The organism is Terriglobia bacterium (assembly GCA_020073185.1).
GTDB lineage: Bacteria > Acidobacteriota > Terriglobia > Terriglobales > Acidobacteriaceae > JAIQGF01.
The window spans coordinates 20,949-43,415 of the sequence record JAIQFT010000024.1 but is presented as its reverse complement, the minus strand read 5'-3'; the positions used below and the strand labels follow the sequence as shown (position 1 = coordinate 43,415).

Annotated in this window: 19 protein-coding genes and 1 tRNA gene; 6 read left to right on the top strand and 14 right to left on the bottom strand. The window is 62.1% G+C overall.

Annotated elements, in window-relative coordinates; translation table 11 throughout:
- Window positions 1-144 precede the first annotated feature (144 nt).
- The gene (locus tag LAN64_10585) at window positions 145-1,695 is read left to right on the top strand and encodes a glycosyltransferase family 39 protein (GenBank protein MBZ5568281.1); all 1,551 of its coding nucleotides are present in this window, start codon (window positions 145-147) and stop codon (window positions 1,693-1,695) included.
- Here LAN64_10585 and LAN64_10580 read toward each other — a convergent pair.
- From LAN64_10580 to LAN64_10565, 4 genes are all read right to left on the bottom strand, one after another.
- Window positions 1,692-2,258, bottom strand: coding sequence for a hypothetical protein (locus tag LAN64_10580; protein ID MBZ5568280.1), 567 nt, complete (start codon window positions 2,256-2,258; stop codon window positions 1,692-1,694). The genes LAN64_10585 and LAN64_10580 overlap by 4 nt on opposite strands.
- Before the next feature lie 24 nt (window positions 2,259-2,282).
- Window positions 2,283-3,197, bottom strand: coding sequence for a proline dehydrogenase family protein (locus tag LAN64_10575; protein MBZ5568279.1), 915 nt, complete (start codon window positions 3,195-3,197; stop codon window positions 2,283-2,285).
- Between the two features lie 200 nt (window positions 3,198-3,397).
- Window positions 3,398-4,330: a thioredoxin-disulfide reductase gene (gene trxB / locus LAN64_10570; protein ID MBZ5568278.1), complete on the bottom strand. Its 933-nt coding sequence runs from the start codon at window positions 4,328-4,330 to the stop codon at window positions 3,398-3,400.
- 21 nt (window positions 4,331-4,351) lie between these two features.
- A complete protein-coding gene (locus LAN64_10565) occupies window positions 4,352-5,053 on the bottom strand; it encodes a hypothetical protein (GenBank protein MBZ5568277.1) in 702 nt (233 codons plus the stop codon).
- Window positions 5,054-5,201: 148 nt separating this feature from the next.
- Between LAN64_10565 and LAN64_10560 the strand changes: the two genes are divergently transcribed.
- On the top strand, window positions 5,202-5,402 hold the full coding sequence (locus LAN64_10560; protein ID MBZ5568276.1) for an allantoinase: 201 nt from the start codon (window positions 5,202-5,204) through the stop codon (window positions 5,400-5,402).
- Between the two features lie 49 nt (window positions 5,403-5,451).
- A complete protein-coding gene (locus LAN64_10555) occupies window positions 5,452-7,596 on the top strand; it encodes a PP2C family protein-serine/threonine phosphatase (GenBank protein ID MBZ5568275.1) in 2,145 nt (714 codons plus the stop codon).
- A gap of 174 nt (window positions 7,597-7,770) precedes the next feature.
- On the opposite strand, the gene LAN64_10550 is transcribed toward LAN64_10555, so the two are convergent.
- The 5 genes from LAN64_10550 to LAN64_10530 form a co-directional block, all read right to left on the bottom strand.
- Window positions 7,771-8,232, bottom strand: coding sequence for a cyclic nucleotide-binding domain-containing protein (locus LAN64_10550; protein ID MBZ5568274.1), 462 nt, complete (start codon window positions 8,230-8,232; stop codon window positions 7,771-7,773).
- A 204-nt stretch (window positions 8,233-8,436) separates the two neighbouring features.
- Complete coding sequence (locus LAN64_10545) at window positions 8,437-9,807, bottom strand: carboxypeptidase-like regulatory domain-containing protein (GenBank protein ID MBZ5568273.1); 1,371 nt, start codon at window positions 9,805-9,807, stop codon at window positions 8,437-8,439.
- A complete protein-coding gene (locus tag LAN64_10540; protein MBZ5568272.1) occupies window positions 9,804-10,097 on the bottom strand; it encodes a hypothetical protein in 294 nt (97 codons plus the stop codon). Before LAN64_10540 ends, LAN64_10545 begins: the two co-directional genes overlap by 4 nt.
- Window positions 10,094-10,594, bottom strand: coding sequence for a cytochrome c-type biogenesis protein CcmH (locus tag LAN64_10535; GenBank protein MBZ5568271.1), 501 nt, complete (start codon window positions 10,592-10,594; stop codon window positions 10,094-10,096). The genes LAN64_10540 and LAN64_10535 overlap by 4 nt, the downstream gene beginning before the upstream one ends.
- Entirely contained in the window at window positions 10,591-12,642 is a 2,052-nt protein-coding gene (locus LAN64_10530; protein ID MBZ5568270.1) for a heme lyase CcmF/NrfE family subunit, read from the bottom strand. Before LAN64_10530 ends, LAN64_10535 begins: the two co-directional genes overlap by 4 nt.
- Window positions 12,643-12,959: 317 nt before the next feature.
- Between LAN64_10530 and LAN64_10525 the strand changes: the two genes are divergently transcribed.
- Window positions 12,960-13,397, top strand: a complete 438-nt coding sequence (locus LAN64_10525) for a response regulator (GenBank protein MBZ5568269.1) — start codon at window positions 12,960-12,962, stop codon at window positions 13,395-13,397.
- 26 nt (window positions 13,398-13,423) lie between these two features.
- On the opposite strand, the gene LAN64_10520 is transcribed toward LAN64_10525, so the two are convergent.
- The 5 genes from LAN64_10520 to LAN64_10500 all read right to left on the bottom strand — a co-directional run bounded on the left by LAN64_10520 (window position 13,424) and on the right by LAN64_10500 (window position 20,820).
- A complete protein-coding gene (locus tag LAN64_10520) occupies window positions 13,424-13,789 on the bottom strand; it encodes a response regulator (protein MBZ5568268.1) in 366 nt (121 codons plus the stop codon).
- Window positions 13,790-13,842: 53 nt separating this feature from the next.
- Complete coding sequence (locus tag LAN64_10515) at window positions 13,843-14,073, bottom strand: DUF2934 domain-containing protein (GenBank protein ID MBZ5568267.1); 231 nt, start codon at window positions 14,071-14,073, stop codon at window positions 13,843-13,845.
- A gap of 257 nt (window positions 14,074-14,330) precedes the next feature.
- The gene (locus LAN64_10510; GenBank protein ID MBZ5568266.1) at window positions 14,331-17,738 is read right to left on the bottom strand and encodes an error-prone DNA polymerase; all 3,408 of its coding nucleotides are present in this window, start codon (window positions 17,736-17,738) and stop codon (window positions 14,331-14,333) included.
- 288 nt (window positions 17,739-18,026) lie between these two features.
- Window positions 18,027-19,817 (bottom strand): DNA polymerase Y family protein, encoded by a 1,791-nt coding sequence (locus LAN64_10505; protein ID MBZ5568265.1) that lies wholly within the window; start codon window positions 19,815-19,817, stop codon window positions 18,027-18,029.
- A 112-nt stretch (window positions 19,818-19,929) separates the two neighbouring features.
- On the bottom strand, window positions 19,930-20,820 hold the full coding sequence (locus tag LAN64_10500; GenBank protein ID MBZ5568264.1) for a DNA recombination/repair protein RecA: 891 nt from the start codon (window positions 20,818-20,820) through the stop codon (window positions 19,930-19,932).
- A gap of 291 nt (window positions 20,821-21,111) precedes the next feature.
- On the opposite strand from LAN64_10500, the gene LAN64_10495 reads away from it, so the two are divergent.
- Both LAN64_10495 and LAN64_10490 read left to right on the top strand, forming a co-directional pair.
- Window positions 21,112-21,186, top strand: a tRNA-Glu gene (locus LAN64_10495).
- Between the two features lie 210 nt (window positions 21,187-21,396).
- Window positions 21,397-21,714 (top strand): hypothetical protein, encoded by a 318-nt coding sequence (locus LAN64_10490; protein MBZ5568263.1) that lies wholly within the window; start codon window positions 21,397-21,399, stop codon window positions 21,712-21,714.
- The last annotated feature ends 753 nt before the right edge of the window (window positions 21,715-22,467 follow it).

Below are 22,467 nucleotides of genomic sequence, written 5' to 3'. Positions count from 1 at the left end.
CCGCCGCTGAAGCGGCGGGTTATTGTCATTCGCCCCGCTGGGGCTCGGATTTCGCTGCATCGCCTGCAGAATTGTTGCTCAGGATAAATTCGCCGCGTAGGGCCATCGAACCGGCATAGTCCGCGAGGAAATGCCATTTCAGCCATGTCAAGCAGCGCCGTAGAAATTCATGTTGATACCGAGAGCCAGCCGCTTCCACGCATAGCAACGGGAGCGTTGATCGGCCTGTGCGCGGCCAAGCTGCTGCTGCACATTTTCACCAGCGTGCGGCACTACGGCTACTTTCGCGACGAGCTCTACTACCTCGACTTGGCGCGGCACCTTGACTGGGGCTACGTGGATTGCGCGCCGCTGATCGCGTTGTATGCCAAGGCAGCGTTGCTGATGGGCGGATCGCTGGCGGCGCTGCGCATCCTGCCGGCGCTGGCGGGCACGGCGCTGGTGGCGCTCTCGATGCTGATCGCGCGCGAGTTGGGCGGAGGACGCTATGCCCAGTTCCTCACCGGCTTGGCCGTCCTGATGTGTCCCGGCCTGCTAGTCATGAACAGCCTGTTGACCATGAACGCGTTCGAGCCGCTGTTCTGGATGGGCTGCTTATTGGTGATCGCGCGCATGCTGCGCAGCGGCGATTCGCGCCTGTGGGTGTGGTTCGGAGTGCTCGCCGGACTGGGGCTGGAGAACAAGCACTCCACGCTGTTCTTCGGATTTGCGGTGACAGTAGCGCTCCTGCTAACCCAGTATCGGCGGGAGTTTCTGAAGCCGTGGATCTGGATTGCGGGCGCGCTCGCGGTGGCGCTATTCGTACCCAACCTGATCTGGCAAATCCGGCACCATTTCCCGACGATCGAAGACCTGGAAAACGTTCGCCGGTCAGGCAAGAACGTTGTCCTCGGTCCGCTGGCCTTTACCAAGGAACAGATCATCGCCACGCACCCAATTCTGTTCCCGGTTTGGCTGACCGGGCTCATGTGGCTGCTGTGGGAGCAACGGCGGCGCGTGCTGGGGCTGACCTTCCTGGTTTTCTTCGTGAGCATGGAAACCGCGCACGCCAAGGATTATTACCTGTTCCCGATATACCCCATGCTCTTCGCCGCCGGCGGAGTGGCGATCGAACGGTGGTTGGCGGCGCGCGCTGCATGGACGAGAGCCGCGGTGGTGGCGATCCTACTGATTGCCACCCTGCCCACACTGCCGCTGGCGACCTGGATGCTTTCGCCGGAGAGTTACATGGCGTACACGAAGGCGCTGGGGTTCAAGCCGCCCAAGGCGGAGGTCAATCACGCGGGCCCGTTGCCGCAGCCGATCGGAGACCAGTTCGGGTGGCCGGAAATGGCGCGTGAGGTCGCCGACATTTACAACGCACTACCGCCGGAGGAGCGCGCCCGGACCGGCATCCTGGCCGGCAACTACGGCGAGGCCGGCGCCATGAACATGTTCGGTCCCCAGTATGGCCTCCCGCGCGCATTCTCCCGCCACCAGACTCACTGGTACTGGGGCCCGCCCACCGAGGACTACCGCAATTTCATCTTTCTGCAGTTCAGTCAGGAAGATGTCCGGGACAATTGTGCGAGTTGGCAGGCGTTCGATCATTACGACCGCTTCGGGATGGCGGAAGAAAACACGCCTATCTATCTATGCCGGGGCGCGAAGTTCGACCTGCGAAAGGTCTGGAGCCACTACAAGCACTGGAATTAGGAATTACCACTTCGCTTACGCCGAACAGCTTTGTTCTTCACGGCGCGGTCCCGTCTCCTTGTTCGAAACTGCATCTGTGACATGTACAATCCGCGTTCGCGTTTCCAACGCTCCAACTCAGAGCCTGCCAATGGAAGTTGGACAACGAGTTCGAATAAGTAATTCTTTTCCGATGCTTGTTTGCTGATCTTGCGGTACTTTCGGCCACCAATAAGCGTTGTAATAAAATACGCCTTGTTTACACGGAGCTGTTTTATACAAAGACCCAAACTTTTTCGGTCCTTCTTAGAGATTTCTGACCGGTTCCACTTCAGTTCAATGGCCACACGCGGCTGCTCGTTTTCAAACAAAAGAAAATCACTAAACGTGCCTGTGTGCCTGGAATACTTTCTTGCAAAAAGTTTCCACTCGCGGTACTTCACAAGCAAATGCGAAAGGTGATAGTAGACCCGGCACTCAAGGTCGGCTTCCTTTACCATTCTCAGCTTGAGAAGATCGCGTTCGAGTTTCGTAATCAACGCCTTGTTCAGGAACTTCTCTAAGTTTCGCAAATTAAACTTCATTGCATGTCCTTCCGATTAAAAAGACTATCCCCGGAAAATGTTCTTCGCGATGAAGAAGACGTTGGCGGGACGCTCGGCGAGGCGCCGCATAAGATACGGATACCACTCGGTGCCGAAGGGAATGTAGACGCGCATGCGCCAGCCTTCGCGCACGATGCGCTCCTGCAAGTCGCGGCGGATGCCGTGGAGCATCTGGAACTCGAAGGAGTCGCGCGCAATCTTTTCTTTTTCCGCAAACAGCATAATCTGCTGGATGAGACGCTCGTCATGAGTGGCGATGCCGTGATAAATGCCGCTCTGGAGCAGCATTTTCGCGAGCTTCAGGTAGTTGCCGTCAACCTCGGCTTTTTTCTGATAGGCGATCTCCGGTGGTTCCTTGTAGGCACCCTTGCATAGGCGGATGCGGATTTTGCCGGCAATCAGCTTTCCGGCGTCGGCCTCGCTACGCCGCATGTAAGCCTGCAAAACGGCGCCGGTGTGGCCGGGATAACGACGATGTAATTCGTGCACGAAATCGAGAGTTCGCTGGGCGTACGGCGCGCCTTCCATGTCAATGCGGACAAAGTTGTCGAGGCGCTGGGCGTGGTCCACGAGATCGCAGACGAGCTGTTCACAGAGCTTGGGGTCCACATCGAGGCCCATGTGGGTGAGCTTGAGGCTGACGTTGGCCTTCAGACCACGCTGGGTGATGAGGTCGAGCAACCGGTGGTAGAGCTGGGCGCTGGCTTCGGCCTCGGCGGCGTTGGTGACGTTCTCACCAAGATTGTCCACGCTGACGGCCATGCCTTTGGCGTTGACGGCTTCGGCGGCGGCGAGCAGTTCCTCGACGGTGGTGCCGGCGACAAAGCGCCGTGACATCTTCTGCCCGATCGGTGAACGCTCAGCGAAAGCGCGTAGCGCGCGGCTGGTGGAGAGGCCTATGAAGAGTTCCCGTAGCATCTGGAGGCACTCATGTTTTTATCACACGGCGGGAGGTTGGTGAGTAGGATGCGCGTCACAGGGGGATGTTTGTGGCCGATGGGCGATTGTTGGTAGTCGTTAGTCGTTGGTCGTTGGCGGTTTGCCGTGGCTTGCCGGAAACCCGCGGCGGGTCGATCTACGGATACTCGAAGCTAAGTGTTCGGTACTCGACACTTATTTCATTCCCCACGAGCCTCGAGGAATTTTTCGACCTCGAGGGCGGCCATGCAGCCGGTTCCGGCGGCGGTGACGGCCTGGCGGTAGCGGCGATCCTGCACGTCACCGCACGCGAAGACGCCGGGGACACGGGTGAACACGTAGTCGCGGGTGATGAGGTAGCCGTCCTGGTCGAGGTCGAGCTGGTCGGCGAACATTCTGGTGTTGGGGATGTGGCCGATACCGAGAAACATGGCGCTGGTGGGAAAGTCCCACGACTCGCCCGTCTTGACGTTGCGCAGTCGCAAGCCGGTCACTTCTTTCTTGGAAACGTCGTAGACGTCGTCCACTACGGTGTCGAGCAAGAATTCGATCTGCGGATGAGCGCGAGCCCGGTCGAGCATGATCTTGCTGGCGCGGAACTGCTCGCGGCGGTGAATCAGGGTGACCTTGGTGGCGAAGCGGGTGAGGAACAGCGCTTCTTCCATGGCGGAATCGCCGCCGCCGACGACAGCGATATCCTTGCCGCCGAAGAAAAAACCGTCGCAGGTGGCGCAGGAGCTGACGCCGTGGCCGATGAGCGCGTGCTCGCTGGGCAGGCCGAGCCAGCGCGCCGAGGCCCCGCTGGCGATGATCAGAGTTTCGGCGCGCAAAACGTCCTTGCCAACCTGCAAGGAGAACGGATAGTTCTTCAGGTCGGCGCTGACGAGGTCGCCGGTGAGGTATTCGGCGCCGAAGCGCTCGGCTTGGCGGCGCATGTTTTCGATCAGCTCCGGGCCCTGGATGCCTTCGGGAAATCCGGGAAAATTTTCCACCAGCGTGGTGAGCGACAACTGGCCGCCAGGTTCGTGCCCCTGAATGACCAGCGGCTTGAGGTTGGCGCGCGCGGCGTAGATGGCAGCAGTTAGCCCGGCGCAGCCGGAGCCGATAATGATTGTCTTTTTGACATTGTCCATGTTTGTTGGATTACGCTTTCCTCATTTCGATTCGGGCGCGCGCTGGCTGCCCATGGGTTTGACGTTGATCGGGCGGCGCCCGCCGTTGCCTGTCGATAGGCGTCCCAGTTCGGCCGGGACAAGCCGCTTGACGTCGAGGCGCGCGCGGTAGGCGGCCATGATCTGGGACGCGGTGCGAAACAGCGGCTCGTACGCGGTCTGGTCGTCATTGGGACAGCGCGCCAGCACCAGCGACGACTTACCGTAGCGCTCAACGCGAATGTGGTCGACGGGCGTGTCGGCGGCGAGCACGTTGGCCGCGCTGACGCCGGCCGAGACCCGGTCCTCGATCGCGACCTGCATCACGCCGTTGCTCTTGCTTTCGCGCGCATAAAAGACCGCGGTCTCCTGGCTCTCCTTGGCATCGGCAATGTAGGAAAACTGCACCGCAAGCAACGGCATGGCCTTGGGGAATTCACGTCGAACGCGCACCCAGTCGGAGCCGTTGCCGCCCTCATCGGTGGTATGGCCGCGCGTCACTTCGTAATCGCGGGTGAAACTGGCGCGCTGCGGGATGCGGGCCAGCGCCGCCGCGATCTCTTTTTGCTCGGCGTCGGTGGGCGCGCAGACGTTGAGGACGTTGACGCGCATGGGCGGCGGTTGCGCTGGCGACGGCTTGGGCGGCTGCTGAGCGCAGGCAATGACGGCGCACATCAGCAGGAACGCGCTGGTGAGTTGGAGCACGGCTGCATTCTAAACCAGGTGCAGGCTTCGGGCTGCAGGCTACAGGCGCACCCACCGTCGAGGCACGCTGGTCCGAGCATCCGATTTGTACTTCATGCCGGGCAACCTGAAGCCTGGAGCCCGACGCCTGAAGCCTATAATCGTCCGCATGGCAAAACTTTGTCTAGTGTACGGAATGCGCCTGCTGCCGTCGGAGGACATCGAGGAAGTCAACGATGCAACGATCAAGCTGAAGCACGAGCGCACAGCGCGCGTCTCTTTGCACATCCTGGAAGGCAGCAAGGAAGACATCGAGAAACAACTGCGCCTCAGCGTGGAAGCATTTTTCGACCTGTACCCGGAGATTTGAGCGCGTCGGCTTGGGCAGCAGCGTGAAGCTATAATCAGATTCACCGATCATGCTATCCGCCGTCAATGGTTACGTGCGCCGCCAGTTCTACCTGTACTGGCCGTGGATGGGCCGTCTGGCCCGGGTCACGGCGTACTTTGCCGCAGTGGACCTGCTGCTGCTTGTAATCTGGTCTATTTCCCTGCTGGCGAAACCGGGCGGGAGCGCGAGTCTGCTCGGGTGGGCGAGGTTCCTGGCCTATGTGACCGGGTGCTTGGCGGCGGTGTTGGGACTGCGTTGGCTGCGGCGCAAGGTGATGTGGCGGCTGCGGAACCGGCTGATCGTCACCTATGTTTTTATCGGCGTGATTCCGGTGATTCTGCTGCTGGCGATCGGGGTGATCACCGCCTACCTGTTTGCGTGGCAATTCGCTACGTACGTCGCTACGTCCGATTTCCACACAGAAATATCGACGCTCGCGGCGGTGAATAACCGGGTCGCGGTGAATATGGCCGACCGCATCGCAAAGGGCGCGGCACCGAGCGAAGCGCTTTTGCAGCAGGCCAGCGGACGTGAGCCCGTGTACCTGGACCGCGAGATCACGGCCTGGTACCGCGGGAAATCCTACGTGCTGCCGGCGAACGCCGTGGCCGCAGCGCCGCCACGCGGGGCAAAAGAAGTACGTAACTTCGCGCAGGACGGGGGGCGGCTGCTGCTGCGGGTCGCCGATACCGTGCCCGCAGGCAAAGACGAGCTGGTACTGATTTCGAACGTCCCCCTGGATGAGAAATTGCTGGCGCGAGTGGGCGCGCGGCTCGGCGAGGTGTCGGTGTCCCTGTTTTCCTCGAATCGGTTGCGGAGGGCGACAGACGCGAAGGACAAGGACGCGAACAACCGTCCGCAGATCGTGATTGGAGATGAGCGGTTGGACATCAAGAGTGACGCGGCGGCCGACACACCCGCAGCGGTCAAGGCGGGGAAACTGCCGCCGCCCGCGAACCGCTTCGATCGCGAGATTACCGGCGGAAGTTTACTGAAGGTGCTGGACTGGAAGTCGGGCCAAGAACGCACGGCACTGCTGGCGGTGGTGACGCGGCCGTCGCTGCTGTACGACCGGCTGTTCCGCACGGTGGGGCAGTCGGCGACGTTCATTATGGCAGTCCTGGTGGCGGTGGTGGCGCTGTTCGGAGTGATCGAACTGCTGGCGCTGTTCATCGGGGTGCGCCTGACGAGGACGATTACCCGGTCGGTGGCGGCGCTGTATCGCGGGACGCAGCAAGTCAACCGTGGTGATTTCGCGCATCGCATCGAGATCCTCAGCGAAGACCAACTGGCGGCGCTGGAAAGCTCGTTCAATTCCATGACCACGTCTCTGGAACGGCTGCTGCAGGAGCAGAAAGAGAAGCAGCGGCTAGAGAACGAGTTGGTCATCGCGCAGGAAGTGCAGGCGCAGTTGTTCCCGCGGGAATCAGCCGATCTGGCGGCGCTGGAGCTGCACGGGATTTGCCGTCCGGCGCGGACGGTGAGCGGCGATTATTACGACTTCCTGCCGATGGACAGCGACAAAGTCGGGCTGGCGGTAGGCGACGTCAGCGGGAAAGGAATATCCGCGGCCCTGTTGATGGCGACAATCCACTCCGCGGTCCGGGCATACAGCCTGGAAGCGGCGGTGGCGCCGGCGTTGCCGGCCTCGGTCGGGGGCGGCGGGACGGCGTTTCACGGGAGCGCGCTGGCGTACGCCAATGGCGATCTTTCGCCGGCGGCGCTGATGTCGCTGCTGAATCGGCAGCTCTATCGCAGCACCCCGAGCGAGAAATACGCAACGCTGTTCTTCGGTACCTATGACGGTCACAGCTGCACCGTGAACTACTGCAACGGGGGACATCTGCCGCCGCTGGTACTCCACGCCGACGGCACCGCCTCGCGGCTCGACGCCGGGGGAACGGTGGTGGGGCTGTTCGACGGCGTGAACTATGACGAGACGCAGGTCGCGCTCTCGCCGGGCGACATCCTTGTTGCCTACAGCGACGGCATCACCGAACCGGAAAATGATTTTGGCGAATTCGGCGAGCAGCGGCTGGTGGAACTGGTGCGCGAAAACCGGAATCTGCCGCTGGCGCGGATTTCCGACCTGGTGATGTCGGCGGTGCTGGATTGGATTGGCGGCAGCGAGCAGCCCGACGACATGACGCTGGTGCTGGCGAGGCCGAGGTAGGCTTCAGGCTTCGGGATTCAGGCTTCGGGCTTTAGGTTAGAGATCCCTCGACTCGGGTTTCCCGCTCACGACCACCCAGCACGCAAAGGCAGGCGTGCAGGGGACCCCGGTAAGAACGCGCGGGAGCCCTTTCTCGCTCGGGATGACATCGGCCACACAAAAGATGAGATGGCTCTAAGCGTTGGTTCTCTTCTTGCGCGTCGCCTTCTGGTTCGCCACCCGCGGTAGAGTCAGGAGTTCGCCACCGAGCATCTGCACAATTTCAAAGCAGAGGTCGCCGCGCTTCTTCAGGAACTCCACCACCTCAGCGCCAGGTATGAAGGCAACCTGCGAGTCATCAATCAACTCGGCGGTAAAGAGATAGGTGCGGTTGAGGATGGCGCCAGGAAGGCCGAGCACGTAACCAGGACCGACGTTGCGAAAGGTCATGGTGCGGCCGTTGTCGGCGCGCAGCGAGAGGTTCGCCTTGCCGCGCAGGAGCAAATAGACGCCGCGGGAGGGCTCACCCTGGCGAAAAAGGGTAGTGCCTCGCGGGTAGAAGGTGGAGGGAGCAAGGGTCTCGAAGCCGGCGCGCAGGTCGGGATGGCCGGTGAAGGCCTCGCCGGATTTGCCGCGAACGTTCGGCTGATTCTTCATGCCCGTAAGAACCTTCGACGCACGCATTCCTTGTACGCCGGAGGTTGGCTGGCTGCCGTGATGCTCGTCACAGGTAAGGGTGAGGAGACCCTAGGTTGCTGGCAAGGGGATATAGCTGCAGGCTTGCCGCAGGGCCGGCCACAGCGAGTGACGTAGAGGTCACGAGGCGCGAACGAGACTCCACGGAGCGCTCGCGACTCGGGACTAACTGTTAACCAATCCCTTCGCTCGCTGCAAGGCCCGGCGCAGGGTCTGATCGAGCGCGGCCTTGGTTTGCAAATATTCCTCCTCCGTGATGCGGCCCTGCTGGCGCTCGATTTCGAGCTGGAAGAGCTCTTCCTTGAGGCCTTGGAGGAGCATGCCGGATTGCGGCACGTAGGTCTGGAGCAGAGGTCCGGGAAGGGAGGCGGGCGCGGGTTGCGGGGCAGCAGCGCGCGCAGGTTTCGGAGCGGCGGCACGGACAGGCTTCGGAACGGCGGCGGCCGCGGGTTGCGAGGCAGAAGCCGACTGGTTGCGAGTAGCTACCCATCCCCCACCGGCAGCCAACAAGGCAAGGCCACCTGCGAGTATAGCCCAACGATATTTGTGAATAGGATCGGGAGTGCCCTCGGGCGTTCCCAAACCTCCACCGGGACGACCGGCGGCGCCGCCACCCATGGCGCCGCCTGTGTCGGCCTGCTGCTGGCCGCCCTGGCCCTGTTGCTGGTCGGTCAGCACGCCGGTTCCGGAGATACGGAAGCTGAGGTCCTTGTCGGGAGTAACCTGCGTGGTGACCTGCAAATTCGATTGCGGATCATCACTCACCGGGGAAAACAGGCCTTGAACCTTGGCGCCGAATTCCATGCTCTTGGGCAGCATGACCGCAAAATGCTCGAGGCGGCCGGTGATCTTGGGCTTCAGCGTCGCTTCGCCCGAGTAGGGCAGGTGATAAACGACCTCGAAGCGCGTCTCGCCGGGGCGGATGGGAAAGATGAAGTAATACTTCCCTTTTACCTTGTCGTCGGGCACGGGCGCGGTGTTGACGGGCATGCCGCCGGGCCCTTGCGCAATGCCCGAGTCAACCTTGGCACCCTCAGGAAGAGTGATTTCGTAGGTGCGGTCCGCCATCAACGAGCGCGGCGGGTCGGAGCTGTTCTTCACCGAAATCAGCTCGATGATCTGGAGCGAGTCCTGGCCGGCCGCCTGCACGCGCATGACGCGCACGTTTTCGCCGACGCCGTCCAGCTTCTTGGCCGCATCGTACACCTTGATCTCCGTGGTCGTGGCGCCCGGAAGAGTAGGGCCGCCAGCGGGGAAATAGTTCACGCCCTGGTGATTGACGCGGACCAGGTGCGGTCCGCCGGAGTCAGTCAGGTTAAACGTGAACTTGCCCTGGGCATCAGTTTGGGTGCGTCCGGATTCCTGCATGCCCTGGGCGAGCGTGAGCAGGACAACGTCGTCGCCCGCAGCGGGCTTGCCGGTGGTCGCGTTGCTGACAGTACCGCTCAGGGTTTGGGCGTATGCGGCGGAGGCAAACAAAGCCGCCGTGGTAAAGGCGATCGCCAGCAGTTGGCTGGTCGTGAAACGGTACTTCAAGCTCTCGCTCCTTTGGGTTGCAGCGGTGGGTTTTCCAGCGCGTCAATCTCGGCCAGCAGGGCGGCGGCTTCGTCTTCCAGGGCCGCGCGCATCGCCTCGTAATCGGCTTCGGGGTACTTCCCTGCCCTGAATTCAAAGTTGAGGTCGCGCAGATTCTCGTAGACGGTTTCCTTGCGCTCGTTGAGGAACGCCAAGCGGGTCTTCTCCTCGCCGGCATCGACCTGCGAAGGCAGCGAAAACATGTAGAAGAAGAGCGCAGCGGCCATGAGCACGCAGGCGGCGATAATCATAGTTCGGTCTCCTCGTGGACACGGCGGCGGAGGCGGTCGAGCTTGGCCGGGTCAACCGCGGGGATGCGAACCACCGCCGCACGCCGCGTATTCCAGGTCTTGACGACCATCACGACCAGCAGCAGGCCGCCGGTGAGGGCGACGAAGGGCATGATCCAGGCGACGCGATTGAAGCCGGTGGTGGTGGGGGCGGCGAGCACGGTCGGGCCGTACTTTTGCACGAAGCCCTGCAGGACCAGATCGTCGCTGTCGCCGCGCTGCAGCCCAGCCATCAGCTCGTTGCGCATGCCGTCGGAGTAAGTGCAGCCGACGTGATTGCACTCCAGCAGCACCTGATTGCAGCCGCAGCGGCACATGAGCTTGTGGCCGAGATTGTCGAAGCGTCCGGAGGCGTCGTCGCCGGCGCCCATGAACAACACGATCGCAGCGAGGAGCACGAACAGGCGCGCTGCAAACCGCAACGTTGCAGGTTTCACGTTTCGGGTTGCCGCTGTCATCGGCCTGCTCCCACGGGTTCACCGGCGGGTGCGACAACGCGAGCCGGCGCGGCGACGCGAGCCGGCGCCATGTTGGGCACCAGCGCCACTCCTGTTCCGGCGATCACGATGAGCACGCCGATCCAGATCCAAAGCACCAGCGGATTCAGGTGCGCGCGGATAATGGGACGGCCGGTTTGGTCGTTGAGGCCGCTATATACAAGGTAGAGATCCTCGCGCATGGTGGAGCGGTTGGCGACCATGGTGGCAGTCTGCTGGCTAGCCTTGTAAAAACGGCGTTCGGGGTACATGGTAGTCAGCGGCTTGCCGTCCTTACTGACGTCAATGATGGCCCACTGGCTGCTGTAGTTGGGATTGTCGTCGTCGGTATAGGAGCGACAGGTCAGCGTGTAGGGCCCGACGCTCATCTGCTGGCCGTTACCGAGCTCGCGTTCCACGTCCTGGTTGAAGGCCGCACCCGCGAAGCCGATCATGATGACGATGACGCCGAAGTGCACGATGTAGCCGCCGTAGCGGCGGGTGTTGCGGCGGGTGAGTTGCACCATGCCGGCAGCCAGCGAGGAGCCGGTGTGACGCGCGATGACACGGCCGCCGCGAATGAATTCCGAAGTCACGGTCGCCGCCACCAGCACCGCCAGCGTGATGGTCATCAGCGAATAGAAATACGAGATGTCCTTCCACGGGCGCATGCCGAAGGGCCCACCCCAAGACGAGGGGGTCACGATCAGTACGACGGCGGCGGCCACGGCGACTAAAGTCGGCACCAGGAAGTTGCGCTTCAGACTCTCCAGCGAAGTCCTGCGCCAGGCGAGCAGCGGTCCGAGCGCGGTCAGCAGCAGCAGCAGCAGAGCGACCGGGATGTTCACGCGGTTAAAGAACGGCGGGCCGACGGTGATCTTGTGTCCCTGCACCCACTCGCTGAGGATGGGGAACAGAGTGCCCCAGAGCACGGTGAAGCAGGCGACGAGAAGGATGAGGTTGTTGAACAGGAAACTGGACTCACGCGAGACCAGCGATTCCAAGCGGTGTTCGCTCTTCAAATGCGAACGGTTCTTGACGAAGAAGAAGACGCAGGTGGCGAAGGCAAGCGCCAGGAAGGCGACAAACCAGTCGCCGATGGAAGATTGCGCGAAGGCATGGACCGAGCTGACCACGCCGCTGCGCGTCAGGAAGGTGCCGAAGATGGAGAGCAGGAAGGTGCAGAAGATGAGCCACATGTTCCACATCTTCAGCATGCCGCGTTTTTCCTGCATCATGACCGAGTGCAGGAAGGCCGTGCCGGTCAGCCACGGCAGCAGCGAGGCATTCTCCACCGGGTCCCATCCCCAGTAGCCGCCCCAGCCCAGCACCGAGTAAGCCCAGTGCGCGCCGAGAAAGATGCCGCAAGTGAGAAATCCCCAGGTGACCATGGTCCAGCGGCGGGTGATGTGGATCCACTTCTCGCCGGGATAACGCATGATCAACGCCCCCAGGGCGAAGGCGAAGGGTACCGTGAAGCCGACGTAGCCGAGGTAGAGCATCGGGGGGTGGATGACCATCTCGGGATACTGCAACAGCGGGTTGAGGCCGTTGCCGTCGGGCGGGATGGCGCCCTGGGTGAGCGCGAAGGGGGGCGCGGCGAAGTTCACCAGCAGCAGAAAGAAGACCTGCACGGCAGCAATGATCACCGAAGCATAGGCCACCAGGCGCGTGTCGACTTTGTGGCGCATACGCAGCACCAGGCCGTAGGTGGCCAGCAGCAGCGACCAGAACAGCAACGAGCCTTCCTGCCCGGACCACAACACGGCGAACTTGTAGGGCGCGCTCAGGTCGCGATTGCTGTGGTGCAGGATGTAGGCGATGGAGAAGTCGTTCTGGAAGCTGGCGGCCACCAGCACCGCGGCGGCGATGGCGATGCAGGCCCAAACGGCGATGCCGGCGCGGCGAGCGGTTTCCCCCAGGCGTTCATAACTCGGGCCGTGACGAAAAAGCGCAACTATGCCCGCAGCGAAACAATAGACGCTCAGGGCCAAAGCAAAGACCAGCGAGAAACTACCCAGTAGAGGCATTAGGAGGACTCACCCGTGGGAATTATTCTTGCAGAAACTCACGCCCTGGGCAACTGGGTGAGGGACATGACCCAGCAATGGGGGCGCCGAATTCCTTCGCTTCTAAGTAGCAGATGCCGTGCCGGCGCGTGGCGATTCCAATTCTTGGAGCGGCGCGCCGGGCGTGAGGCGCAGTAGGAAGGACGATGCCAATCTGGACCGCGTCCCAACATCGGAATTTAAGGGTATTTTAAACCGAGTCTCCGGGATGAATCGGAGTGGCGCTGAGCTACGGTGAGAGTGAGCGTACAGCTCAGAACTCGCGACCCGGATCAAAAATGCCAAACATTCTCGTCATCGATCAAGACTTGCACCTGCGCCGGATGGTCAGGCAAGTGCTGGAGCGCGTCGGTTTCGCCGTGGCGGAAGCCGTCACCCTGAAGGAAGTCACCGAGCAAATCGCGCAGCGCGTGCCCGACGTAATCATTCTCGATTGCCTGCTGGGCGGAAGTGGACTCGGGCTGGACCTGCTGCGGGATATCCGGGCGACGCCGCGCACGCACGACATACCGGTGATCCTGACCACCGGCATTCCGGAACCCGAAATTGATATACGCCTGGGCAACTGCGGCGCGACCGCGTACCTGCTGAAGCCGTTCGGCCCGCGCGATCTGGTGCAAGCGGTGGCAATTGCCGGGGGAATCCAGCCGCCTGCGCCGGGTTCGAAGCCAGGGATCTCGTGTGGCACGCTGTTGCGCCCGGCGAAGAGCCCCTGACACCGAGTCGCGCCCTCCGGCAACGGTCAGGCGTGGTCCTTCATGGAATCGCGCAGCAGAGCGATAAGCTCCGGCGGCGGGCAGGGCTTTTGCCGAAAGATGACGTTCAATCCATCATATTCGGATTCCACTTCCGGCAGGCCGGTAATGACGATGACCGGAATGTCGCGCTGCACTTCGCGAAGCCGGCGGACGAACTGAGCGCCGCTGGCGCCCGGCAGGATGTGATCGGTAACGATGGCGCCGATGCTGGAGGCCAGTCCACTGCGGAGCAGAGCTTGCGCGCTCTCCGCAGTGGTGGCGATGCAGATTTCGAATCCGGCGCCGCGCAACACGGCCCCACGCACACTGAGTTGCTGCGGGCTGTCGTCAATGAGCAGGATTCTACGCAATCACCGCGCCGCCGGTACGAAGTTTTCGGCCCATCCGCCAAAGCGGAACGCTGCTACGCCGTGCGCGAAAAACGTGACCGCACTTCCGTCTCCGCTTGAAACCAGTCGTCCTGGGCGAAGCCCTCGACGCGTCCGCGCTGCTCGTACAGTTCGTAGGCGCGGACACGAATCGCCGATTCCACGTCGGAAGCTGCATTGGCGTTGCCGTTGGTTGGCTCAGCCGAAGCGGAACTGGCCGGCTTGACTGGGGATTTCGTCACTTGCGCACGCTTTACTCTGGCCATTTCACCGAACTCCTTGGGGGTTTAAAGCTGAGGTAAAACCGGCGTTCACAGCAGGTTCACTCGCTTGTCGTGATTTATCAAATATAACCTTTCCGGCTGTGGATTTTGTGGGCGCGCGGAAAAAAATTCTCGACCACGTTTGCCGGCCCGCGAGCCGAAGAATCATCTCACGCTGCTTCCCGATAAAAAGTTCGGTTTGGATTTCGTTGCTGGCCGGCGCATGGCAGCGCGCGGCGGCCGGGATCAATGACGGAGGATCAGTGAAAATCGTGCGACTTGGTTTCGGCTTCGGTGACCGGCAAGGGCAGGACACGTTCGGCCTTGACGGAAATCACGTTGTCGAGGTTCTGCAATACGCCTTCAATGAGCAGGAACTTTTCCCCGGCCAGGAGGAGGCGGTGCTGCGCGAATAAATCCGGGGTAACGATGGCATTGGCGATGCCGGTCTCGTCTTCGAGGCTGAGGAAGACAAAGCCGCGGGCGGTGCCGGGACGCTGGCGAGCGATGACGCATCCGGCGGCGCGCACGAATTGTCCGTGGGGAATTTTTTCCAGCTCGGCGGCGGTGCGAATGCCTTTGGCTTTGAGTTCGGCGCGGCGGTAGGCCATGGGATGCGGGCCGACGGACAAGCCGGTGCCGCGGAAATCGGCCACCAGGCGCTCTTCGCGGTCCATGGGCTGAAGCGGCGAAGGCGCGTCGGGTTCGGGGATGTCTCGCAGCAGCGGTCCCTCGCCGCGGCTGGCGCTCGCGACCTGCCATAACGCATCGCGGCGATGAAATCTTGCATTCCCACCACGGAGGCACGGAGACACGGAGGATTGGCAATTTGTAATTTGTAATATGTAATTTTCCTTGCTGCCCGGTTGGCCTTCACTTTGCAAATTACCCGTAGCAAATTGCAAATTCTTCTCCGTGCCTCCGAGTCTCCGTGGTGGATTGCCTTCTCCGATCGAGTTCAGAGCCCCAATCTCGGCCAAGGTTTCCAGCTCCGTCCGGCGCAGTTCGGGGACGCGGCGCGCCAGATCGGTGATGGAGTCGAAAGGACGCTTCTCGCGTTCGCGCAGCAGGGCGCAGGCCGCGTCTTGGCGGAGGCCGCGGAGGTAACGAAGGCCGAGACGGACGACGAAGCGGTCGATGGTCGTTGGTCGATGGCCGGTGGCACGGGAAAAGTCGTTGGTCGTTAGTCGTTGGTCGTTAGCGGCGGGATGGGCCAACGACCGTCGACCATCGACCATCGACGGCTCCAACGTACACAGCCAATCCGATTTTGTTACAGCGACGGGGAGAACCTTCAGCCCGTGGCGCTGCGCATCCTTGACAATGGTGGAGGGGTGGTAAAAACCCATGGGCTGGTGGTTGAGCAGGGCCGCAGTGAACGCTGCCAGGTAGTGCGTCTTCAGGTAGGCGCTGGCGTAGGCGAGCAGGGCAAAGCTGGCCGAGTGCGACTCGGGAAATCCGTAAAGCGCGAACGAGGTGATGGAGTCAATGATCTGCTCCTGCGCACCGGGGACGATGCCGTTGCGCGTCATGCCCGCGCGCAGCTTGACCTCAATGTCGCGCATGCGTTTTGCCGAGCGCTTGAAGCCCATGGCGCGGCGCAACTCTTCGGCTTCGCCGCCGCTGAAGCCGGCGGTGATCATCGCCATGCGCAGCAGTTGTTCCTGGAACAGGGGCACGCCGAGCGTGCGCGCCAGCACCGGCTCCAGCGACGGATGCGGATAGGTGACCTTTTCTCTTCCCTGACGGCGCTGCAAAAACGGGTTCACCATTTTTCCGACGATCGGGCCGGGGCGGATGATGGCCACCTGGACGACAATGTCGTAAAACTTCCGCGGGCGCAGGCGCGGCAGGCACGACATCTGCGCCCGACTTTCGATCTGGAACATGCCGACCGTGTCCGCCCTCCGCAAAGCGGCATACACGGTGGGGTCGTCGGGCGGCAGGCGCGCCAGATCAACGTCCTCGCCATAGCGATCGCGGATGAACTGGATGGAATCTTCGAGAACCGCCATCATGCCCAGCCCCAGCAGATCCACTTTGATGATGCCGAGGTCGGCGCAGTCTTCCTTGTCCCACTGCACGACGACGCGGCCGGGCATCGAGGCCGGCTCCAGCGGCACTACCGAATCGAGTTGTCCCTGGCAGATGACCATGCCGCCGGAGTGCTGCCCGAGATGGCGGGGTAAGTCCTGAACGGCGAGGCAGAGTGCAAGGAATTTGCGCATGCGGGGATGGCGGAAATCGAAGCCGGCGCAGCGAAATTGCTTTTCCAGCGTATCGTCCGGGTCCTTGTATTCCCAGGCGCCGACCAGCGCGGAGAGGCGGCCGACGGTGTCTTCGTCGAAGCCGAGCACCTTGCCCATTTCGCGCGCCGCCATGCGCCCGCGGTAGGTGATGACGTTGGCGGTCATGGCGGCGCCGCGCTCGCCGTAGCGGCGGTACACGTATTGAATGGCGCGCTCGCGCTGCTCGCCGCTGGGGAGATCGAGATCAATATCCGGCCACTCGCCGCGCTCCTCGCTGAGGAAGCGCTCGAACAGCAGGTCCATGCCGACGGGATCCACCGCCGTGATGCCGAGCGAGTAGCAGACCGCGCTGTTGGCGGCCGAGCCGCGCCCCTGAACCAGAATTCCCTGCTCGCGGCAGAAGCGCACGATGTCCCAGACGATGAGGAAATATCCTTCGAGCTTGAGTTTTTCGATCAGCGCGAGTTCGCGCTCCACCTGGCGGCGGGCGCGCGCCCGCAGGTCGCGCGCCGCACGCCCGTAGCGTTTCTGGAAGCCTTCTTGCGTGCGCTGCCGCAGAAACGACATCATGGTTTCGCCCTCGGGCAGCGGGTAGCGCGGAAATTCGTAGCCAAGATCGGCGAGGGTGAACTGCAAGCGAGAGGAAACTTCCCTGGTGTTGGCGATGGCCTCCGGGAGATCGGCGAAAAGCTGCGCCATCGCGGACGGCGACTTGAGATGGCGCTCGTGGTTGCACGCCAGCAGCCGGCCGGCGGTGGCGAGCGTGCGGTGATGCTGGAGACAGGTGAAGACGTCGAGGATTTCGCGCTCTTCGGGTTTGGCGTGCCGCACGCCGTTGGTGGCGACCAGCGGCAGGCCAAGGGAGCGCGCGATCTCGACGAGGGCGAGGTTGCGCGCTTCTTCGTCGCGCAGAAAATGGCGCTGCAACTCGACGTAGACATTGTCGCGGCCGAAGAGGCGGACCAACCGCCCGACCTCGCGCTTCCCTTCCTCACGTCCGCCGCGGCGCAGCGCCAGTGCGAGCGGGCCGTCGTCGCCGCCGGTGAGGCAGAGCAGGCCGCAGGCATGTTCTTGCAGATCGTTTTCGCTGGCTGCGATGATGTCGGCGGGCGCATCTTTCGGACCACGCGCTTTCATGCGAGTGACCAGGCGGCAGAGGTTCTGGTAGCCCTCGCGGGATGCGACCAGCAGAGGAACGCGGCTTAATCCACGTGAAAAAGTGATCTCGCTCCCGATGTGCGCCCTCATGCCTGCCTTTTTCATGGCAAGGTGAAAACGCGGCGCGCCGTACACGCCGTCGCGGTCGAGCACGGCCATGGCGGGCATGGCGCGCTCGGCGCACACCGCCGCCAGTTCCTCGGGAACACTGGCGCCCGCGAGGAAACTGAAGGCGGAGGCGGCATGAAGTTCAACGTACATCGGGTAATTTAGTGATTTCGTAATTTGGCAATTTAGTAATTTCGTAATTTGGAAGACATCTCACAATGAACCATTTCAGGAAAGTGCGGATTCCCTCAGGGGCTAAAGCCCGCATTATTAGCGGCTCTGGGCGGCACGGCGAAAGCCGTGCCCTTCCCAAAACCCATTTGTGAGATAGCTCTAGTAATTGGTCATTGGGCAATTTGGCCGGGATTGTCGCCGCAGGAATGCCAGCGGCTTTGGTTTTCAAATTACCAAATTACGAAATTACCCAATTACCAAATCTCCTCAGTCATAGCTTCCCTCGACCAACCATTTGTCTCCGATCTCATCGCGAAATATGCGATAGAGGACGACTCCCTCTTCATTCCGCACGGCGACGTCCCACTCCGCGCGCGACCAAACTTGCTCGGTCCACCACTCGCCGGAGGAGCGCCACGGCCCGGCACACCACACGACATCCCCGCGCATGGCGGGGCGGTCCGGCGAGGCAAGCTGCGCCGGCCGGCCATCGCGCAGGGTCACGACCGCCGCCAGCGGAGGACGAAAGACACGGAGCGCGGTGATGGGCGGAGACTTCGAATGCTGCGTTGTCGTCGACGGTCTACGGTCGACGGTCGACGGCACCACGAACTTGCGCATCCGAAATCCGTCCGGCCGATGCGTATCCAAAATCTCCGGCGAGCCAACGCGGCGCTCCTGGCCACCAATCCCCGGCGACCGGCCACCGGCCGTAGACCGCCGACCAGAGCCTGCCCCGAGCGCAGTCGAGGGGACCGTCGACGTCCCTACCACGCGCTCCATACGCGCCAGCGTCACGGAGAGCTTTTCCGCTTCCGGCGCCTGCGGCACGAACAGTCCGTTTTGCGCGCGACGCGGCTCCGCCGGCTCCGCCTGCAACCAGATTTTCGTCACCGGCGCCGGCGGCGGATGCGCCTGCAAATCGAGTTGCAGCAGCTTGAGAAAAACCTTCGCATCGAGCATGGGTACCGGAAGCCGCAGCGTGCGTTCATGAATTGTGGAATTGCCGAACTGCGGAATTGCCGAATTGCTCTCGGCGTTATCTTCAATTCCGCAATTCCGTAGTTCCACAGTTCCGCAATTGCGCTCCGATTCCAACTCCAGGCGAAGTCTGATTTCGTTGGTCGCCAGCGCGCGGGCGGCGAGGCGCGCGCATAACTGCTCGATCATGCGGTTGAGCAAAAACGCCAGCGGCTCCATCAGGTCCACCGGATACTCCAGCTCAGCCGCCTCCTCGAAGCGCAGCGGCGGTTCGGCGACGACCAGCGGACGCCGCGCCTGGCCGCGCGCCAGCTTCTGCAAGCGCAGGCCCTGCTGTCCCAGCCGCTCGGTAACCGCGACCTCCGGCAGCGCGGCCAGCGCCCGCAGGTTGCGCACGCCCCAGCGCTCCAGCGTGTCCAGAATTTCTGATTGGCGGTTTGCGATTTCCGAGTTGTCGTTACTCGCAACTTGCAACTCGGAACTCGCAACTCGTGATCCCCAGTCCGCCGCGAGCAGCACTGCCACCGAAAGTTCGCCCAGCCGCTCCGCCTCTCTTCCTTCGGCGATAACCGTCACGCCGGCAAAGCCGCGCGCCGCCAGCACAGCCGTGTCCGGGTTGGACGCGACCGCGACATTGGCTTCCAGCCCCAGTTCCGAGCAGCGCCGGGTGATGTCGTGCGCCAGCTTCGCCGGCGGCCCGAAGATGCGTTCCAGTCCGGCCACATCCAGCACCACCGTGTCGGCCGCGGCATCTTCCACGCGCGGCGAAAATCCGCAGGCGCAATCCAGCAAGGCGGCATGCGCCGCCGCCTCGCGCTCCGCGGATCTCTGGCGAATCGATTCGCGGGCGAGGGCGCCCGCGCCACACAAGCAACGAACGTCGACCATCGACTCCGCCTGCAGCTTCGTCATGCCCGGCTCAACCCCTGCTTGCGCCGCGGTTTCATTCACCGCGACGACGTGCACCAGCGGCGGCGCGCCTTCCACCACCGCGACGGCGTGCTCGCGCAGTTCCGGCTCGGCGCGCACTAGGGCCTCGACGGGAAAATCCGGCACGTAGATGGCGGCGAAAGGCATACACAAGCTCTCAACTATCAGCCGTCAGCTCTCAGCTAATGCGGGTCGCGGCGCAGTTTTGCAATCAGCGGTTGGCAAATCACCAATCAGCAATCGCAAATCACAAATTCCCTCACCCTGCCCACTGCGTGCGGCTGGCAAATCTCGCGCCCGCCGACCGCACCGGCTTCTTCCCTTGCGCCGCCGATCTCAACACTTCAGCTGTCATCTCCAACCCCGACAAAACTCGCCCGTGCGCCGGTTCCGGCTTTTCCTGAAGCCTGAAACCCGAAGTCTGAAGCCTGGCTGATAGCTGAGAGCGGACAGCCGATAGCTGCAAAACCACCGAGGCGCAGGTTTTCGCGTACGGCTCCTGCTCGATGACCAGCAGCATGGTCGGGGTGTTCTCGACGGCGCGGCGGAAGCGGAACCAGGAGGTCAGCGGCACCCGCCGCGCCGCCTGCGCCGGCACGTCTCCCAAGTCCACCACCACCAGGCCGAGGCCGCCGCCCTGCAACAACAGGTCGGTCGCTTTCAGCGCCTGCTCCAGGCAGTCCATGGTCGATGGTCGATGACCCATGGCCGCGGAGTTCCCCGTCTTTGCCATCGACCATCGACCATCGGCCATCGACCTGTTCTTCGAACACCGCACCCACAGCAACTTCGGCAGTTCCACGCCCGCCGCTTCCGCCGACTTGGGATCGAAGCTGTCGCAGGTGTCCACCAGGGCGCAGACCTCGCCGTGCGCGGTCATGGCCGCCATCAGTGCGAGCAACACGCTGGTTCGCCCCGACGACGCCAGTCCGCAGATCTCGGTTAATGCGCCGCGCGGCAGGCCTCCGGTAAGGACATCGAGTGGCTCGATGCCGGTGAGCACGGTTGCCGTCGCCGGCCTGTCTACCAGCCGTGAAGCGGTCATGACCGGCGGAAGTTCCACCGCGCGTGCAGTTCCGCTGCGTGAGAGTTGCAACGTGCAACGGGAAGCCTCTTCTTCCAAGGAGACGGAGACCGGTGCGGCGTTCATGGCAGAACCTCGGATGGCACGGCGCGGAAAGCGAAGCTGGGGGCTTCCGACGAGCGGAAGGGGTTGTTTCGCTTTTTATTCGCCTTACAAGAGTTATTTTGCGACGCCAAGGGAGGGTTGTCAAGGGCGGGAAAAGCCGCTCTGCTGGCGGCTTTCATCGCTATTTACGCATATGGAAACAGATTTTGACCATGGCTGTACTAATTTGATATCAACGCGGATGTCCTCGGCCGCGCACCCGCTGACATGCCGGCAAACTTCTTGTTACAATCACCACGAGTTCCCGCGAGTGGCGCTATCGTCTAGGGGTTAGGACGGAAGATTCTCAATCTTCAAACCCGGGTTCGATTCCCGGTAGCGCTACCAACCTTTCCAATCAATTGATTAGCTCACTTCCCTGCACACTGGTTTCGAGCATTTGTGACGGCAGGGGGCGAGTGGGAGCGAATCCGACACTGGCTAATGTGACGGTAGCAAATCTGATCTGTGAGCGGCCTAGCGAATAGGCCGCGATTCTCCGATCTGCGCCAAAATAATCAGGCCGACCGGGTGTCATAATCACAGCGAACAGTCACCGTGATCGAGCTTCCGTCAAATCCGCGAAAAGCTGCACTGACGATCGCAGTGCTTGCCGATGCGATTCAGATCGCACTGTTTCCACTATTTGCCGAAGGCGCGCTCTCGCCGCTCGACGATTTGCTGGACATTGCAGTGGCTTGGCTGCTGACGAAACTGCTGGGCTGGCATTGGGTGTTTCTGCCGTCATTTATTGCCGAATTGGTACCCGGTCTCGATCTCGTGCCAAGCTGGACAATTGCGGTGCTTTACGTCACCCGCGAAATCCCCAAAGAACATTCTGCCGCTGAACCGCCAACCATCGAAGGCCATCTGTAAAACCCATGTCGATACAGAAATCATACACAGAATCCCTACGAGCTTACACATTGGCAGAGACGGGCTTTCCGGGGAGTGGTTTCCCCCAGATGCATCTGCTGGGTTCCAAACTCAGCAAGCCGACTTCGTCATTAACCATGCCGCCGACCCAAACCACGCGAAAACGTGCCCCCTTGCCCCGGTATTCCACCTTGACCACCGAGGCAGGTTCCAGAAGAGGCGGTGCCCCCGAGAGGCGTGCCCCACGCGCACTGACATCGCGGGTGAAGACCGTTTGCGCGAACGGGTGGCCGCTTCCATCCGTTCCACGAAGGCTGACACGCAGTCGAACTAAATGGCGAGGGTCAAGGCGAGTGTACATGGAACTTCGGCGTCCCCAAGATCAGCCCCGAGCAGAGACGGGCGGGGAGTTCTCCCGCAAATTATAACGCGCCGGGCGACTCGCTGGTGGCAGTGCGTGTCACAGATCAGCCCTGCCGCTGCGCCGCCGCACCAAAACGGCGCGACGGGTAGATTGACGCGAGCCTTTCCGCCATCCCAGTTTTGGTGATCCTCGCTGGCGGCATAACGGCCCGCGTCAATGGTCGGAGTGAAAGACGGAAGCCACAAGGTCAGGACGAGCATCCTCGCCGCGCAGCGCAGAGATAGTGGTCTCTCCATTCGGCATTCCTTGTGCTCTCCACCAGAGCCCTACCTGTTCCGCAGGGTTAGCATTCGGAGTACAAACCCAGCACCGAACCCCAAGCACAGAAA

Bases quoted from the DNA above. Each gene is read 5' to 3' on its own strand.
- LAN64_10525 (MBZ5568269.1), top strand. From the start codon at position 12,960: ATGCCAAACATTCTCGTCATCGATCAAGACTTGCACCTGCGCCGGATG.
- LAN64_10510 (MBZ5568266.1), bottom strand. From the start codon at position 17,738: ATGTACGTTGAACTTCATGCCGCCTCCGCCTTCAGTTTCCTCGCGGGC.
- LAN64_10530 (MBZ5568270.1), bottom strand. From the start codon at position 12,642: ATGCCTCTACTGGGTAGTTTCTCGCTGGTCTTTGCTTTGGCCCTGAGC.
- LAN64_10585 (MBZ5568281.1), top strand. From the start codon at position 145: ATGTCAAGCAGCGCCGTAGAAATTCATGTTGATACCGAGAGCCAGCCG.
- LAN64_10500 (MBZ5568264.1), bottom strand. From the start codon at position 20,820: ATGAACGCCGCACCGGTCTCCGTCTCCTTGGAAGAAGAGGCTTCCCGT.
- LAN64_10505 (MBZ5568265.1), bottom strand. From the start codon at position 19,817: ATGCCTTTCGCCGCCATCTACGTGCCGGATTTTCCCGTCGAGGCCCTA.
- trxB (MBZ5568278.1), bottom strand. From the start codon at position 4,330: ATGGACAATGTCAAAAAGACAATCATTATCGGCTCCGGCTGCGCCGGG.
- LAN64_10535 (MBZ5568271.1), bottom strand. From the start codon at position 10,594: ATGACAGCGGCAACCCGAAACGTGAAACCTGCAACGTTGCGGTTTGCA.
- LAN64_10515 (MBZ5568267.1), bottom strand. From the start codon at position 14,073: ATGGCCAGAGTAAAGCGTGCGCAAGTGACGAAATCCCCAGTCAAGCCG.
- LAN64_10580 (MBZ5568280.1), bottom strand. From the start codon at position 2,258: ATGAAGTTTAATTTGCGAAACTTAGAGAAGTTCCTGAACAAGGCGTTG.
- LAN64_10550 (MBZ5568274.1), bottom strand. From the start codon at position 8,232: ATGAAGAATCAGCCGAACGTTCGCGGCAAATCCGGCGAGGCCTTCACC.
- LAN64_10555 (MBZ5568275.1), top strand. From the start codon at position 5,452: ATGCTATCCGCCGTCAATGGTTACGTGCGCCGCCAGTTCTACCTGTAC.
- LAN64_10575 (MBZ5568279.1), bottom strand. From the start codon at position 3,197: ATGCTACGGGAACTCTTCATAGGCCTCTCCACCAGCCGCGCGCTACGC.
- LAN64_10540 (MBZ5568272.1), bottom strand. From the start codon at position 10,097: ATGATTATCGCCGCCTGCGTGCTCATGGCCGCTGCGCTCTTCTTCTAC.
- LAN64_10560 (MBZ5568276.1), top strand. From the start codon at position 5,202: ATGGCAAAACTTTGTCTAGTGTACGGAATGCGCCTGCTGCCGTCGGAG.